Genomic DNA, 12,527 nt, shown 5'->3' on the forward strand with positions numbered 1-12,527 from the left:
CTGGGAACCCAGCTCGCGCACGCAGCGGGCGGCGCGGTGGCGCAGGTCCCCGCGGTGTGGGTGGTCGCCGGGATCGCGGCCCTGCTGTTCGGGCTCGTCCCGAGGGCCTCGACGGCCGCGTCGTGGGCTGTGGCGGGGGTGGCGCTGGGGCTGGGGCTGTTCGGCCCGGCGCTGAACCTGGGGCAGGTGGTGCTGAACGTCTCGCCGTTCACCCACGTGCCGAAGGTCCCCGGGCCGTCGGTGCCCGTCGAGCCCCTGGTGTGGCTGGGTGTCGTGGCGGTGGCCCTGGTGGTGGCGTCCCTGGTCGCGTTCCGCCGTCGGGACGTCTCGAGCTGAGCAGCGGGGCCGGGCGTGGCGCCCGGCCCCCGTCAGCTCAGACGCGGCCGGAGTCGGCCTCCACCGGGAGCCCCGCCTGCTCGCGGACGATGCGCTGGGCCAGCTCCAGCCCGGCGGCCTGACCCGCGCGGAAGGACTCGTCGGTCGTGAGCTGCTTGGCGTCGCGCTCGGCTTCGGCCAGCTTGGCCAGGCCTTTGCGGACCAGGCGCGCCCCCGGAACCAACGCGAACGCGGCGCAGCGGTCGTCGAGCTTGATCTTGAACCTTCTTCTCCCGTCTCCGGACACCACCCGGACCTGCGCACGGGTGAGCGTCACGGGGTGCCCCTGACCGCGTGCACCGCCAGCCCGCCGACCCCGAGCACGACCGCCGCGAGCAGGGCCGGCGTGCTGTCCTGGGGCTGGACGGGCCAGGTCAGCACCGCTACGACCAGCGGTTCCGACATGGGCGGCATGACCACCCCGGGCAGTGCCCAGGCCACCGGCAGCGTCCAGGCCAGTTGCCGCCCGAACAGCGCCGCGGCGAGTGCGGCGAGCCCCACGAACCCGAGGGCCGCGCGCAGGACCACACCCGCCGGGGCGGTGCTGACCATGACCGTCACACCGCCCACCAGCACCGCCGCCACCCCGGCGTGGACCATCCGCAGCGGCGGCCACCGCACCGCGGCGGTTCGGTCCAGTTCGGGGTCGACCCCGCCGAACCCCTGGCCGAGCACCGCCAGGCCCGCGGCCACGGCCAGACAGGCGGTGATCACCTGGCGCTGGGGGTTGAGCGCCCCCGCCGAGGTCATCACCACGGCCACGACCGCGAGCAGCGACCCGGGCAGCGCCAGCGGGACCTGGCGCGAGCGCAAGTACAGGACCAGCGGCCTCACGGTGTGCCCCCGCCCGGGCAGGCCAGGTACTTGGCCCGGACGCCCTCGAACCACCGCAGTTGGTCCGCGGCGGGGAGGGTCTTGATCCGCTCCCACTCCGCCAGGCGCTCGGCGCCCTCGGTCCCGTGCAGGGGCGGCCCTGGCGCGGGGTAGGCGCCCCAGAGCCACGCGGCGGTCAGGCCGCGCTCGCGGTAGTCGACCTCCCCGCAGGGACGGGTGCCCCCACCCGCCAGGACGCGGACGCTCAGCGCGTTCCCCTCGGCCTCCCAGCCCTCGCCCGGGGTGTGGTTGGCCGACGCGAACCAGACCTCGTCCGCGGGCTGCGGTCCGGGGCGGTCGTCGACCACCTCGCGCACGACTGTCGGCGCGGTGGGCAGCACGGCCATCCGCTCCAGCGCCTGCCGGGCCGGGCCGGTGAGCGAGTCCAGGGCGTCGGCGTGGATCCGCAGGACGCAGACCTTCGGCCCGTCGTCGGTGGTGCAGACCTCCGCGGCCGCGGCCGGGTCGAGCTGGAGACCGGTCGCCGGGGCGGCGGACACGACGACCATCCCGGCGACCAGACCCAGTCCGGCGGGCGCCAGGGCCGCCAGGGCGAAGCGGCGCTTGGCCACGGCGGCCGCGGCGAGCCCGGCCAGCGCGAGCCCGGCGAACAGCGCCGCCTGCCCGCCGGTGACCGCCGGAGCGAGCGTGGTCAGCTCGTCGAGCGGGGAGGACATGTTGGGCGTCAGCAGCCACACCCCGGTCAGCGGCCGGTATTTGCTCAGTTCCATCGGAGCCAGCAGCAGGATGAACGACGCCACGGCCAGCACCGGCGGCGTGTAGACCGACGGCAGCAGCCGCCCCACCCCCAGCCCCAACCACGCCGCCGCCACCAGCGACAGCGCGCCGACCAGCGCGATCGGCGTCCAGCCGAGGTGCTGGTACGGAGTGGACACCGCCACCGCGCCCGCCGCGGTCACCACCAGGTACGCCAGGCCCGCGCAGATCCCCACCGCGAACGCGGCGGGCAGCGAGCGCGACCAGGTCGGCCGCGAGGTCGTCCCGACCAGCTCGGTCATGCCCGACCGCCGGTCGCGCCGTGCCTGCCACGCCCCGGCGGCCAGCGCCGCGGGCCACAGCACGATCAGCGTGACCCGCTGGAGCCCGGCGAGCATCGCCCACTGCGGCTGCCAGAGCCCGGTCTGGTCGGTCAGTTCGAGGATGTAGAAGTTGGTCACCCCGAAGGAGATGATGATGATCGCGATCGGGATCGCCGTCGAGCGGCGCAGCTCGACCAGGAGCATGCGCGCGCTCATCGCCGCGCCCCCTCGCGGTGCTGGGCGAGCAGGGCGGAGTAGCCGCGCTCGATCGGGGTGTCGCCCAGATCGGAGTCCGCGCCCGCGTCGACCAGGTCCTGCGGGGCGCCCTGGAACACCGCCTTGCCCGTGTGCATGAGGACCACGCGGTTGCACGCCGCGGCGACGTCCTCGATGAGGTGGGTCGAGACGACCACGCAGGACTGGTCGCCGATGTCGCGCAGCAGCTTGCGGAAGTCCAGGCGCTGGGCCGGGTCGAGCCCGACGGTGGGCTCGTCGAGCAGCAGCAGGTCCGGGTCGTTGACGAGCGCCTGGGCGATGCCCGCCCGGCGCAGCATGCCGCCGGAGAGCGTGCGCATGGTGTCGCCCGCCCGGTCGGCGAGGCCGACCCGCTCGAGGGCCTCCTGCACCGCGCCGGGGACGCGCCGCCGGTCCACCTCCTTGAGCCAGGCCATGTGCTCGACGAACTCGCGGACGGTGAACCGCTTGTAGAACCCGAAGTCCTGCGGCAGGTAACCGATCCGCCTGCGCAGCGCCCGCAGGTCCGGCCGCCCCCCGACATCGACGCCGAGCAGCTCCAGCGTCCCGCCCGCCGGGCGCAGCACGGTGGCCAGCGCCCGGATGAGCGTTGTCTTGCCCGCCCCGTTGGGGCCGAGCAGGCCGTGCACGCCGGTGCCCAGCCGCAGGTCGAGGCCGTCGACGGCCATCCGCCGCCCGGCGCGCACCCGCACCGCTCCCGCGTCCACCTCCCACGCGTGCTGTGTCGGAGCCAATTCCGCGGGGTCCACGGCCCGAGCCATCGTCAAGTCCTTCCTGTTGTGATTCATGAGCGGCTGGCCAGGTTGGCGAAGGCGCGTGCGCGGAGCGCGACCACGGCCACGGCCACCACCGCCGCGGCGGCCCAGGCGGGCAGCCAGTCCGGTCCCAGCAGCGGGGTGAGGGCCCTGGTGGCGAGCGCCGGGGTGATCACGAACCCGGTCCAGGCCAGGCCGAGGGCGGTCGCCGCGCGGCCCACCCCGATCAGGGTGCCCAGGGCCAAGGTCCCGGTGGTGAACGCCAGGCAGGGCAGCAGCCAGAGGGCGGGGGACAGGCCGGTGGCCCAGCCCGCCAGCGCCAAGGCCGGGATCACGACCGCCAGGACCGCCGCCGTGCGGCGCAGGACCAGCGGCAGCCCGGCGCCGGGGGTGGCGGCGGTGAGCTCGTGCATGGGGTCGAAACGCCGAGCCCACGCCGCGGCGACGCCGAACAGCGGCGCGACCGGGGCCACGAGCAGGATCAACGACGGCACGCCCGGGGTCGTGGTGCCCAGGTCGACGAGGAACGCCAAGGCGGCGACCACCAGACCGGCGCCGATCCACGGACCCAGCGCGGGTGGTGCCCAGGCGCGCCGCGACCGCCAGGCCGCGCGGGCCGGGGCGGGCGCGGCCGGGGCGGCCTCGGCGATCCGCAGCCAGACCACGTCGAGCGCCGCGCTGACCTCGGGCGCCGAGGTGTGCACCGCCTCGCCCAACCTGGCCCGGCAGTCGGCGCAGGCCTCCAGGTGGGCCTCCACCGCCCACTCCACATCGGCCGCGAGGTCGGGGGAGCCCGCGACGTAGGCCGACAAGGCCTCGGGGGTCACGTGCGCGTCGGTCATGACATCGCCTCCCGCATCATCAGCCGGGCGCGCCTGGCCCGTGTCTTCACCGTTCCCTCCGGGATGCCCAGCAGGGCCGAGGTCTCGCGCACGGACAGGCCGTCCAGGACGAGCGCGCGCAGCACCGCCCGCAACTCCGGGGCGAGCGCGTTGAGCGCCGACCCGACGTCCCCCGACAGGGACGAGTCCACCACCGCTTGCTCGGCGCCCGGCACGGCGACGGCCCGCTCGGCCACGGCGCGCTGGCGCCCCTCCCTGCGGAAGGCGTCCACCAGCCGCCGGTTGGCGATCGTCCACAGCCACCCGAGCGCACTGTCCACAGCGGAGGTCTCGGCGATCGATCCGGCCGCCCGCCACACCACCACGTAGGTCTCCTGCACCACCTCGTCGACGAGTTCGTGGTCGGCGCAACGCCGCCGCAGCCGGACAGCCAGCCACGGCGACGTGCGCCGGTAGAACTCCGCGAAGGCGGCGCGGTCGCCACGGGCGGTGCGCCGCAGCAGCGCCCGCTCGTCGTCACCGACCGTTCCTTGTCGCATGTCTTAGGGTCGTGCCCGCACCCCTTCCAGGTTCTCCAACACCGCGTGACCTGCGTCACATGACTAGACGAACTCCGGGATCAGCTCACCCACCAGCCTGATGCTGGTCAGCACCGCCTCGTCGTCGAGCCCACCCATCTGGTGCAGGCACAACAGCCGGTCGACACCGAGGTCTGCGTAGGCCCGCAACTTCTCCCGGCAGGTCTCCTGGCTGCCGACGATCAGCGAGTTCTGCGCGCTGAGCACCTCGAACACCTCCTCGTCCGCGACCTGCTCGCCACCGAGCAGCCTGCCGATCAGCAGCGCCCCCTCGGTCGGGGCGTCACCCTGCTCGGCGCGCAGGAACGACCCGGCCAGCCCGCCGCCGTCGGGCGCGTCGATGAGGGCCTGGTGGCGCTCCATCGCCAGCCGGAAATCGGTCGCGGCCTCGAAGAACGACAGGGCCCGGGTGCTGTACCAGGCGGCTGCCGCCGCGGCCCCGTTGCGCCGCGCCTGCTCGTCGGTCTCGGCGCAGTGGACGAACGTGAAGAAGCCGACCTGGTTGTTGACGAACGCCCCCACCGGGTCGGCGCACGCGGCGACGGCCTCGCGGTACACGGCGATGAGCCGCTCGGCCCGCTCCAGCGACTCCCACATCGTCGTGCCCAGCACGCCGACACCGCGCCGCCCGGCCTCCTCGAACGACGCCGGGCTCGACGCCGCCTGCCACAGCGGCGGGTGCGGGTTCTGCAGCGGCTTGGGCTGGATCCGCACGTCGCGGATGTCGGGAATACCCGAGCCGTCCGCGACGTGGCTGAACCGCTCCTCGGTCCACATCCGGGGGATCATGGCGAACGCCGCCGCCGTCTGCGCCCGCACCTCGGCCTGGTCGATCCCGAACAGCCGCCACTCCGGCACGGTCGAGCGGGTCAGGCCCAGCTCCACCCGCCCGCCGCTGAGGTGGTCCAGCGTCGCGGCCCGCTCGGCGACCCGGATCGGGTGGTTGAACCGGTGCGGCGCCAGCACCGCGGAGTGCCCCAGCCGGATGCGGCCGGTGATCTGCGATATCGCGGCCAGCAGCAGTTCGGGGGCCGAGGACAGGCTGAACTCCTCCGCGCCGTGGTGCTCTACCTGCCACCAGCACCCGTACCCGGCCTCGTCGGCCAGCCTCGCCTGGGCCAACGCCTGCTGGAACCGGGCCTGCTCGTGCCCGGCCGCCCACGGCCTGGGGTCCTGCACCTCGTTGAAGACGTCGATCTCCACGCTCGCTCCTCGCTCTCGACAGCACTGTCGATCAACTAGTCATCCACCGATGACCGGGCGTTACCGCCGCGCGGTGTTGATTTGTTCAAAGGTGGGGGTGACAGCGGGCCGCTGGCCAGCCGGGACAACCGGGGGTTGTCGGCTGACGCGTGTCGTTTGTTTGCCTGGGGCGCACCGGTCTCGCTGGACTGCGCCGGTGTCCTCATCCTTTGCGCACCTCCATGTCCACACCGAGTACTCGATGCTCGACGGCGCGGCGAAGATCGGTCCGCTGGTCGACGAGGCGGCCCGGTCGGGGATGCCCGCCGTGGGGATGACCGACCACGGGAACATGTACGGGGCGGACGAGTTCCACCAGGTCGCCGTCCGCGCCGGGGTGAAGCCGGTCATCGGGATCGAGGCCTACCTCGCGCCGAGCAGCCGCCACCACAAGAAGCCGGTGTTCTGGGGCCAGCCCGGGCAGCGCGGGACCACCCCCGAGGGGGTCGGCGGCGACGTCTCGGGTGGGGGCGCCTACACGCACATGACCATGCTGGCGGAGAACGCCGGCGGGCTGCGGAACTTGTTCCGGCTGTCGTCGCTGGCGAGCATGGAGGGGTACTACCGCAAGCCGCGGATGGACCGCGAACTGCTCTCCGAGCACGCCGCGGGGATCATCGCGACCACGGGCTGCCCTTCGGGTGAGGTGCAGACGCGGTTGCGGTTGGGGCAGCCCGCGCAGGCGTTGAGAGCCGCTGCCGACTATCGGGACATCTTCGGGCAGGACAACTTCTTCCTGGAACTGATGGACCACGGTCTGCCGATCGAGAGATCGGTGCGAGAGGGGCTACTCGATATCGGTAAGAGGCTTGGTCTACGTCCTCTTGCCACCAACGACTCCCACTACGTCAGCAAGGAACAGGCAGAGGCGCACTCCGCGCTGCTGTGCGTGCAGTCCGGCAAGACCCTCGACGACCCGAACCGGTTCAAGTTCGACGGTGACGGCTACTACCTCAAATCCGCCGAGGACATGCGGGCGTACTGGGACCCGGAGGTGCCAGGGGCGGCCGACAGCACGCTGCTCATCGCCGAGCGCGTGGAGTCCTACGCCGAGGTGTGGGAGCACCGGGACCGGATGCCGCTCTACCAAGCCCCCGAGGGGCACGACGTCGTCTCCTGGTTCCGCGCGGAGGTGCTGCGCGGGCTGGCGTGGCGGCTGCCTGGCGGAGTGCCCGCGGAGTACACCGCGCGCGCTGAGTTCGAGATCGACGTCATCGTGCGGAAGGGGTTCCCCGCCTACTTCCTGATCACCGCCGACCTGATGGACCACGCCCGCGAGGTGGGGATCAGGGTCGGGCCGGGACGCGGGTCGGCGGCCGGGTCGCTGGTCGCCTACGCGATGGGCATCACCAACCTGGACCCGCTGGCGCACGGGCTGCTGTTCGAGCGGTTCCTCAACCCCGAGCGCGTGTCGATGCCGGACATCGACATGGACTTCGACGACCGGCGGCGCGGGGAGATGATCCGCTACGCCACGGACCGGTACGGCGCGGACCGGGTCGCGCAGGTCATCACGTTCGGCCGGATCAAGACCAAGGCGGCGGTCAAGGACGCGGCCAGGGTGCACTTCGGCCAGCCGGGGTACGCGATCGCCGACCGGATCTCCAAGGCGCTGCCCCCGCCGGTCGCGGCCAAGGACATCCCGCTCAGCGGCATCACCGACCCCGGGCACGAGCGGTACCCGGAGGCCGCCGAGGTGCGGGCGCTGGTCGAGTCGGACCGTGACGTGTCCACCATCTTCCAGACCGCGCGGGGCCTGGAGGGGCTGATCCGCAACGCGGGGGTGCACGCCTGCGCGGTCATCATGTCGGCCGAGCCGCTGCTGGACGTCATCCCGCTGTGGCGGCGCGACGACGGGGCGGTGATCACCGGGTGGGACTACCCGTCGTGCGAGGCGATCGGCCTGCTCAAGATGGACTTCCTCGGCCTGCGCAACCTCACCGTCATCGGCGACGCCATCGACAACGTCCGAGCCAACCGCGGCGTGGACATCGACCTCGACACCCTCGCCACCGACGACCAGGCCACGTACGAGCTGCTGGCGCGCGGGGACTCCTTGGGTGTCTTCCAGCTCGACGGTGGAGCTATGCGCGACCTCTTGCGCCGCATGCGCCCAACGGGATTCGGGGACATCACCGCGGTGAACGCGCTCTACCGGCCGGGACCGATGGCGATGAACACCCACAACAACTACGCCGACCGCAAGAACAACCGGCAGGCCGTGGAGCCCATCCACCGCGAGCTGGCCGAGCCGCTGCGGGAGATCCTCGCCGAGACGCACGGCCTGGTGGTCTACCAGGAGCAGATCATGCAGATCGCCCAGCGCGTCGCGGGCTTCTCGATGGGCCGCGCGGACGTGCTGCGCCGGGCGATGGGCAAGAAGAAGAAGGACGTCCTGGAGGAGGAGTTCGAGGGCTTTCGCGACGGGATGCGCGACAACGGCTTCTCCGATGAGGCGGTGCGGGCGCTCTGGGACACGATCCTGCCCTTCGCCGGGTACGCGTTCAACAAGTCCCACGCCGCCGGGTACGCGCTGGTCGGCTACTGGACCGCGTACCTCAAGGCGAACTACCAGCCGGAGTACATGGCCGCGCTGCTGACCTCGGTCGGCGACAACAAGGACAAGTCCGCGGTCTACCTGGCCGAGTGCAGGCGGCTGGGGATCAGGGTCCTGCCGCCGGAGGTCAACGAGTCGTCGCTGCGGTTCGCCGCGGTCGGCCGCGACATCCGGTTCGGCCTCGGCGCGGTGCGCAACGTGGGCGCCAACGTCGTCGAGTCGATCATGGCGACCCGGGCGGCGAGGGGGAAGTACTCCTCGTTCGCCGACTTCGTGGAGAAGTCCGAGCTGGTCGTCTGCGCCAAGCGGGTCGTGGAGTCGCTGATCAAGGCAGGGGCGTTCGACACCTTCGAGCACCCTCGGCGCGCGCTGATCGACGTGCACGAGGAAGCTGTCGACGCCGTGGTGGGGCTCAAGCGGCAGCAGGCCCTTGGCCAGTTCGACCTGTTCGGCACGGGCGACAGCGAGCCGGAGCCGACCTCGTCACCGCTGGCCCATCTGCGGTTCGACGCCGAGGAGTGGCCACGTAAGCACCTCTTGGCGTTGGAACGGGAGATGTTGGGGCTCTATGTGTCGGCGCACCCGCTGGACGGCGCGGATCACGTGCTGCGGCGCGCGGCTCCCAGGTCCATCGGCGCCGTGCTGGCGTCCCCGCCGAGAGAAGGGGAGTTGGTGCTGTCGGGGATGATCTCGTCGTTGGAGCGGCGGGTGAACAAGAAGGGGGAGACCTGGGCCATCGCCACGATCGAGGACCTGGACGCGTCAATCGAGGTCTTGTTCTTCCCGAAGTCCTACGCCGCTCTGGCCTCGGACCTGGTGGAGGACGCGGCGGTGGTGGTGAAGGGGCGGGTGAACTGGCGCGAGGACAAGATGTCGATCTTCGGCTCGGACCTCGCGCCGCTCGACATCAGCACCACTGAAGAACCTGCGCTTGTCCTGGAGATGGACGTGGCAGTCGGCGAGGAGGGGGTCATGGAACTGCGGTCAACGCTGCAAGCGCACCGAGGGCTCACCCCCGTGCGCATCGTTCTGTGCAATGGGCCGCGACGAACCACTCTTGCCGTTGACGACTTCCCCGTCACCGTGACCTCGGCCCTGCTGGGAGAACTCCGGTCGGTGTCAGGAATCCGAGTGGTTCGCTAGACCATGGACCAGTCCTCGGCCGGGAGCCACACCTCGTCGCTGCGGGGTCGCGTGTACTGCGCGGACACGTAGTCGACGAGCCTGCGCACCGCTGGGTTGGCGGTGTCCTCCCGCCACACCAGCGACCACAGGTAGCAGGGGCGCGGTGCCGAGACGGGTATGGCGACCACGTCCTCCCGGCGGGGCAGCGCGACCAGTTCGCCGCCGAACCCGATCACCGACGACGACTCGCCGAGCCTGCGCACGAAGTCCTCGTAGCCGAAGTTCGGCCCGCTCACGTCGATCTCGATGCCGAACTCGGGGCCCAGCGCCGCGTAGTAGGCCGCCCACTCGCTGCCCGGCTCGTTGCCGGGCATCCACGCGGTCATCCCCGCCAGCTCGGCCAGCGCCACGCTCGCGCGGCCCGCCAGCGGGTGGTCCGCCGCGACGAGCAGCTCCAGCGGGTCCAAGCACGCCGGCGCGCTGCGCAGCCCGTCCAGGGGCCCGGTCACCCTGGCGAACGCCGCGTCGACCCGGCAGGCCAGCACCGCCCCGCGCGACTCGCGCAGCCCGGTCGAGGTGACCAGCTCCAGGTCGACGTCCCCGGCGTGGCGGTGGAAGCCGCGCAGCAGGTCGGTGCCCGCCAGGCGGGTGTCGAGGACGTCGACGCGCAGCGCGGCCCGGCCGCCGCGCGCCGCGGCCACCGCCGCGTCCGCCGTCGCGAGCAGCCGCGTGGCATGGGGGAGGAACGCGGCCCCGTCCGGGGTCAGGTCCGCCCCGGACCGCTGTCGGGCGAACAGCGCCACCCCCAGGTCGGCCTCGAGCCTGGCCACCCGCTTCGACACCGCCTGCTGGGTGATCCCCAGGTCCACGGCGGCGTCCCCGAAGTGCCGGGTCGCGGCCACCACGGCGAACGCCCGCACCGCGGCCAGGTCGAGCTCACCCACGCGGCACCTGGTCGGCGAGTACCTGTTCGCGCAGGATGTCGGCGTGCCCGCAGTGGTGGGCCAGTTCCCGCAGGACTTGCAGGCACACCCAGCGAAGGGTGCGCGGGCCGGACCGGTGGCCGGTCACGACGGTGTCCAGGGGCAGGTCCGCGATCGCGGCCCGGGCTGTGGCACAGGCCTCCTGGTGGGCCGCCGTGACCGAGGCGATGGTGTCGTCGGCGTGGAGCTGGAAGGAGTCATCCGGGCCCCGCGCCAGGCCGAGGTCATGGCGGGGTGTGCCACCGACGCACTCCTCGAACCACACCCGCTGCATCCACGTGACGTGTTTGAGCAGGCCGAGCAACGTCGTCGCCGACGGGACGAGGTCGCGGCGGGCCTGTTCCTCGGTGAGGGACTCGAGGGTCGCCTCGATGGCGCCGCGGTAGTCCTCGATGAACGCGGTGAGCTGTGCGCGCTCGTCGTCCAGCGGCACATCGAACACGCCCACCAGAGCCCCCCGTCACGCCGCGAGTTCCGAGACCGAGTCTAGGCCCGCAGGCTCGTCGACGCGGCGAAGACCGCCTGCCAGTCTATCCGGTGGCCGCGGGCGTCCAACCGCGCCAGCGCGGCCAGGAAAGCGGTGACCTCGTCCGGCTCGGTGTGCAGGGCGGGGACCACCCGGTCCTGCTCGTCGTCGGGCAGGCAGCGGGCCGCCAGCCTGCTGAGCACGCCGCTGGGGCCGACCTCGACGTACGTGTGGGCGCCCCGGGCCCGAAGGGTGTCCATGATGGACGACCAGCGCACCGGCAGACGGCAGTGCCGGGTCCAGTGGTCGGGGGTCGCGGCGTCGCCGGGTGGGACGAGGTCTCCGGTGGAGTTGCCGATCAGGGGGATCGTGGCGGGGTGGCTGGGGGCGGCGGCGATGGCGGCGGCCAGGGCGGGCATGGCCGGGTCGACGGCGGGGGAGTGGTAGGCGTTGCCGACGCCGACGCGGCTGGTGCGCACGTCGCGCGCGGCGAAGTGCTCGGCGATGGCGGTGATCACCGCCAGCGGTCCGGCGATCGCGACCGACGACGTGTCGTGCACGGCCGACACCGACGCCGCCGTGCCCACCAGGGCGGGGGCGACGACGTCCTCCGGGGCCTCGATGGCGATCATCCCGCCGCCCGGCGGCAGCGCGTCGAGCAGCAGCCCCCGGTCGGTGACGATGGCCGCGGCGTCCTCCAGCGACCACACCCCGGCGGCGGTGGCGGCGATGTACTCGCCGAAGGAGTGGCCGGTCACCACGTCCGGTCGCAGCCCGGCCGCCACGAGCAGTTCGAACAGGCCGATCCCCAGGCCCAGCAACGACGGCTGGGCGAAGGCGCAGTCGTCGAGGCCCTCGGCGGCGCCCGCGACGACCGCGCGCAGCGGGGTGGGGAGCATCGGGTCGGCCCGCGCGCACACCCGCGCCACGGCCGCGTCGACCCGCGGGAACTCCAGACCGAGCCGGGCGCCCATGTCGACGCGCTGGCTGCTCTGCCCGGAGAACAGGAACGCCACCGGGCCGGGTTCGGGCAGGGGCGCGCACGCCGCGGCGGTGGCGGGCGCGGCGGCCAGGTCATCGGGCCCGTGTGCCAGCAGGACCGCGCGGAACCGGTGCTCGGGGCGGGCGCGCGCGGCGAGGGCGCGCCCCAGTGCGGGCAGGTCCCCGGACAGTGATTCCGCCTGGGCCACCAGTTCGGCGGACGTGGGCGCGCTGAGCACCAGCGGGACCGGGACGCTCATGCGGGGACTCCTTCCCGGGCGCGACCGCCCAGCGGGACAAGGGCGAGTGGTGGGCCGGGCAGACGCGGCCAGGGGCCCCGGAGGAAACGGCGCCAGCGGCGCACGCGCCGATTCCCGGAACGGTCGGCACGGCGGCGCCTGAAGGGCACGCGGAATTCGGTGCGGTGGGTTCTGACATCGTCCTCACTGCTCGTG

The 12,527-nt window shown here is 73.0% G+C and carries 11 protein-coding genes and 1 pseudogene; 2 read left to right on the forward strand and 10 right to left on the reverse strand.

Annotated features, from left to right (window positions below):
* Nucleotides 1-336: pseudogene (locus tag GCL84_RS29415) on the forward strand (ABC transporter permease); the annotation flags it as partial.
* Between the two features lie 37 nt (nucleotides 337-373).
* Here GCL84_RS29415 and GCL84_RS19975 read toward each other — a convergent pair.
* The 7 genes from GCL84_RS19975 to GCL84_RS20005 all read right to left on the reverse strand — a co-directional run bounded on the left by GCL84_RS19975 (nucleotide 374) and on the right by GCL84_RS20005 (nucleotide 5,921).
* The gene (locus GCL84_RS19975; RefSeq protein WP_156757044.1) at nucleotides 374-652 is read right to left on the reverse strand and encodes a hypothetical protein; all 279 of its coding nucleotides are present in this window, start codon (nucleotides 650-652) and stop codon (nucleotides 374-376) included.
* On the reverse strand, nucleotides 649-1,209 hold the full coding sequence (locus GCL84_RS19980; protein WP_156757045.1) for a hypothetical protein: 561 nt from the start codon (nucleotides 1,207-1,209) through the stop codon (nucleotides 649-651). Before GCL84_RS19980 ends, GCL84_RS19975 begins: the two co-directional genes overlap by 4 nt.
* The gene (locus GCL84_RS19985) at nucleotides 1,206-2,504 is read right to left on the reverse strand and encodes a hypothetical protein (RefSeq protein WP_156757046.1); all 1,299 of its coding nucleotides are present in this window, start codon (nucleotides 2,502-2,504) and stop codon (nucleotides 1,206-1,208) included. The genes GCL84_RS19980 and GCL84_RS19985 overlap by 4 nt, the downstream gene beginning before the upstream one ends.
* On the reverse strand, nucleotides 2,501-3,304 hold the full coding sequence (locus tag GCL84_RS19990; protein WP_156757047.1) for an ABC transporter ATP-binding protein: 804 nt from the start codon (nucleotides 3,302-3,304) through the stop codon (nucleotides 2,501-2,503). The genes GCL84_RS19985 and GCL84_RS19990 overlap by 4 nt, the downstream gene beginning before the upstream one ends.
* A gap of 23 nt (nucleotides 3,305-3,327) precedes the next feature.
* A complete protein-coding gene (locus GCL84_RS19995; RefSeq protein WP_156757048.1) occupies nucleotides 3,328-4,140 on the reverse strand; it encodes a cupin domain-containing protein in 813 nt (270 codons plus the stop codon).
* Entirely contained in the window at nucleotides 4,137-4,679 is a 543-nt protein-coding gene (locus tag GCL84_RS20000) for an RNA polymerase sigma factor (RefSeq protein ID WP_156757049.1), read from the reverse strand. Before GCL84_RS20000 ends, GCL84_RS19995 begins: the two co-directional genes overlap by 4 nt.
* A 63-nt stretch (nucleotides 4,680-4,742) precedes the next feature.
* Nucleotides 4,743-5,921, reverse strand: a complete 1,179-nt coding sequence (locus tag GCL84_RS20005) for an LLM class flavin-dependent oxidoreductase (RefSeq protein ID WP_156757050.1) — start codon at nucleotides 5,919-5,921, stop codon at nucleotides 4,743-4,745.
* Between the two features lie 241 nt (nucleotides 5,922-6,162).
* Here GCL84_RS20005 and dnaE point away from each other — a divergent pair, with 241 nt between their 5' ends.
* Nucleotides 6,163-9,660: a DNA polymerase III subunit alpha gene (dnaE, locus tag GCL84_RS20010; RefSeq protein WP_235926543.1), complete on the forward strand. Its 3,498-nt coding sequence runs from the start codon at nucleotides 6,163-6,165 to the stop codon at nucleotides 9,658-9,660.
* Here dnaE and GCL84_RS20015 read toward each other — a convergent pair.
* The 3 genes from GCL84_RS20015 to GCL84_RS20025 are packed head-to-tail and all read right to left on the reverse strand — an operon-like array spanning nucleotide 9,657 to nucleotide 12,332.
* Nucleotides 9,657-10,586, reverse strand: a complete 930-nt coding sequence (locus GCL84_RS20015; protein WP_156757052.1) for a LysR family transcriptional regulator — start codon at nucleotides 10,584-10,586, stop codon at nucleotides 9,657-9,659. The genes dnaE and GCL84_RS20015 overlap by 4 nt on opposite strands.
* Complete coding sequence (locus GCL84_RS20020; RefSeq protein ID WP_156757053.1) at nucleotides 10,579-11,073, reverse strand: DinB family protein; 495 nt, start codon at nucleotides 11,071-11,073, stop codon at nucleotides 10,579-10,581. The genes GCL84_RS20015 and GCL84_RS20020 overlap by 8 nt, the downstream gene beginning before the upstream one ends.
* 38 nt (nucleotides 11,074-11,111) lie before the next feature.
* Nucleotides 11,112-12,332 carry an acyltransferase domain-containing protein gene (locus GCL84_RS20025; protein WP_156757054.1) on the reverse strand — a complete coding sequence of 407 codons (1,221 nt, stop codon included), beginning with the start codon at nucleotides 12,330-12,332 and terminating at the stop codon, nucleotides 11,112-11,114.
* Between the last annotated feature and the right edge of the window lie 195 nt (nucleotides 12,333-12,527).

Origin of the sequence: Actinokineospora pegani (assembly GCF_009745975.1) — a bacterium.
Lineage (GTDB): Bacteria > Actinomycetota > Actinomycetes > Mycobacteriales > Pseudonocardiaceae > Actinokineospora > Actinokineospora pegani.

What these genes read in the sequence shown, in the direction of transcription:
- GCL84_RS19985 (WP_156757046.1), bottom strand. Translation starts at nt 2,504, where the DNA reads ATGAGCGCGCGCATGCTCCTGGTCGAGCTGCGCCGCTCGACGGCGATC.
- GCL84_RS19990 (WP_156757047.1), bottom strand. Translation starts at nt 3,304, where the DNA reads ATGGCTCGGGCCGTGGACCCCGCGGAATTGGCTCCGACACAGCACGCG.
- GCL84_RS19995 (WP_156757048.1), bottom strand. Translation starts at nt 4,140, where the DNA reads ATGACCGACGCGCACGTGACCCCCGAGGCCTTGTCGGCCTACGTCGCG.
- GCL84_RS20000 (WP_156757049.1), bottom strand. Translation starts at nt 4,679, where the DNA reads ATGCGACAAGGAACGGTCGGTGACGACGAGCGGGCGCTGCTGCGGCGC.
- dnaE (WP_235926543.1), top strand. Translation starts at nt 6,163, where the DNA reads ATGCTCGACGGCGCGGCGAAGATCGGTCCGCTGGTCGACGAGGCGGCC.
- GCL84_RS20025 (WP_156757054.1), bottom strand. Translation starts at nt 12,332, where the DNA reads ATGAGCGTCCCGGTCCCGCTGGTGCTCAGCGCGCCCACGTCCGCCGAA.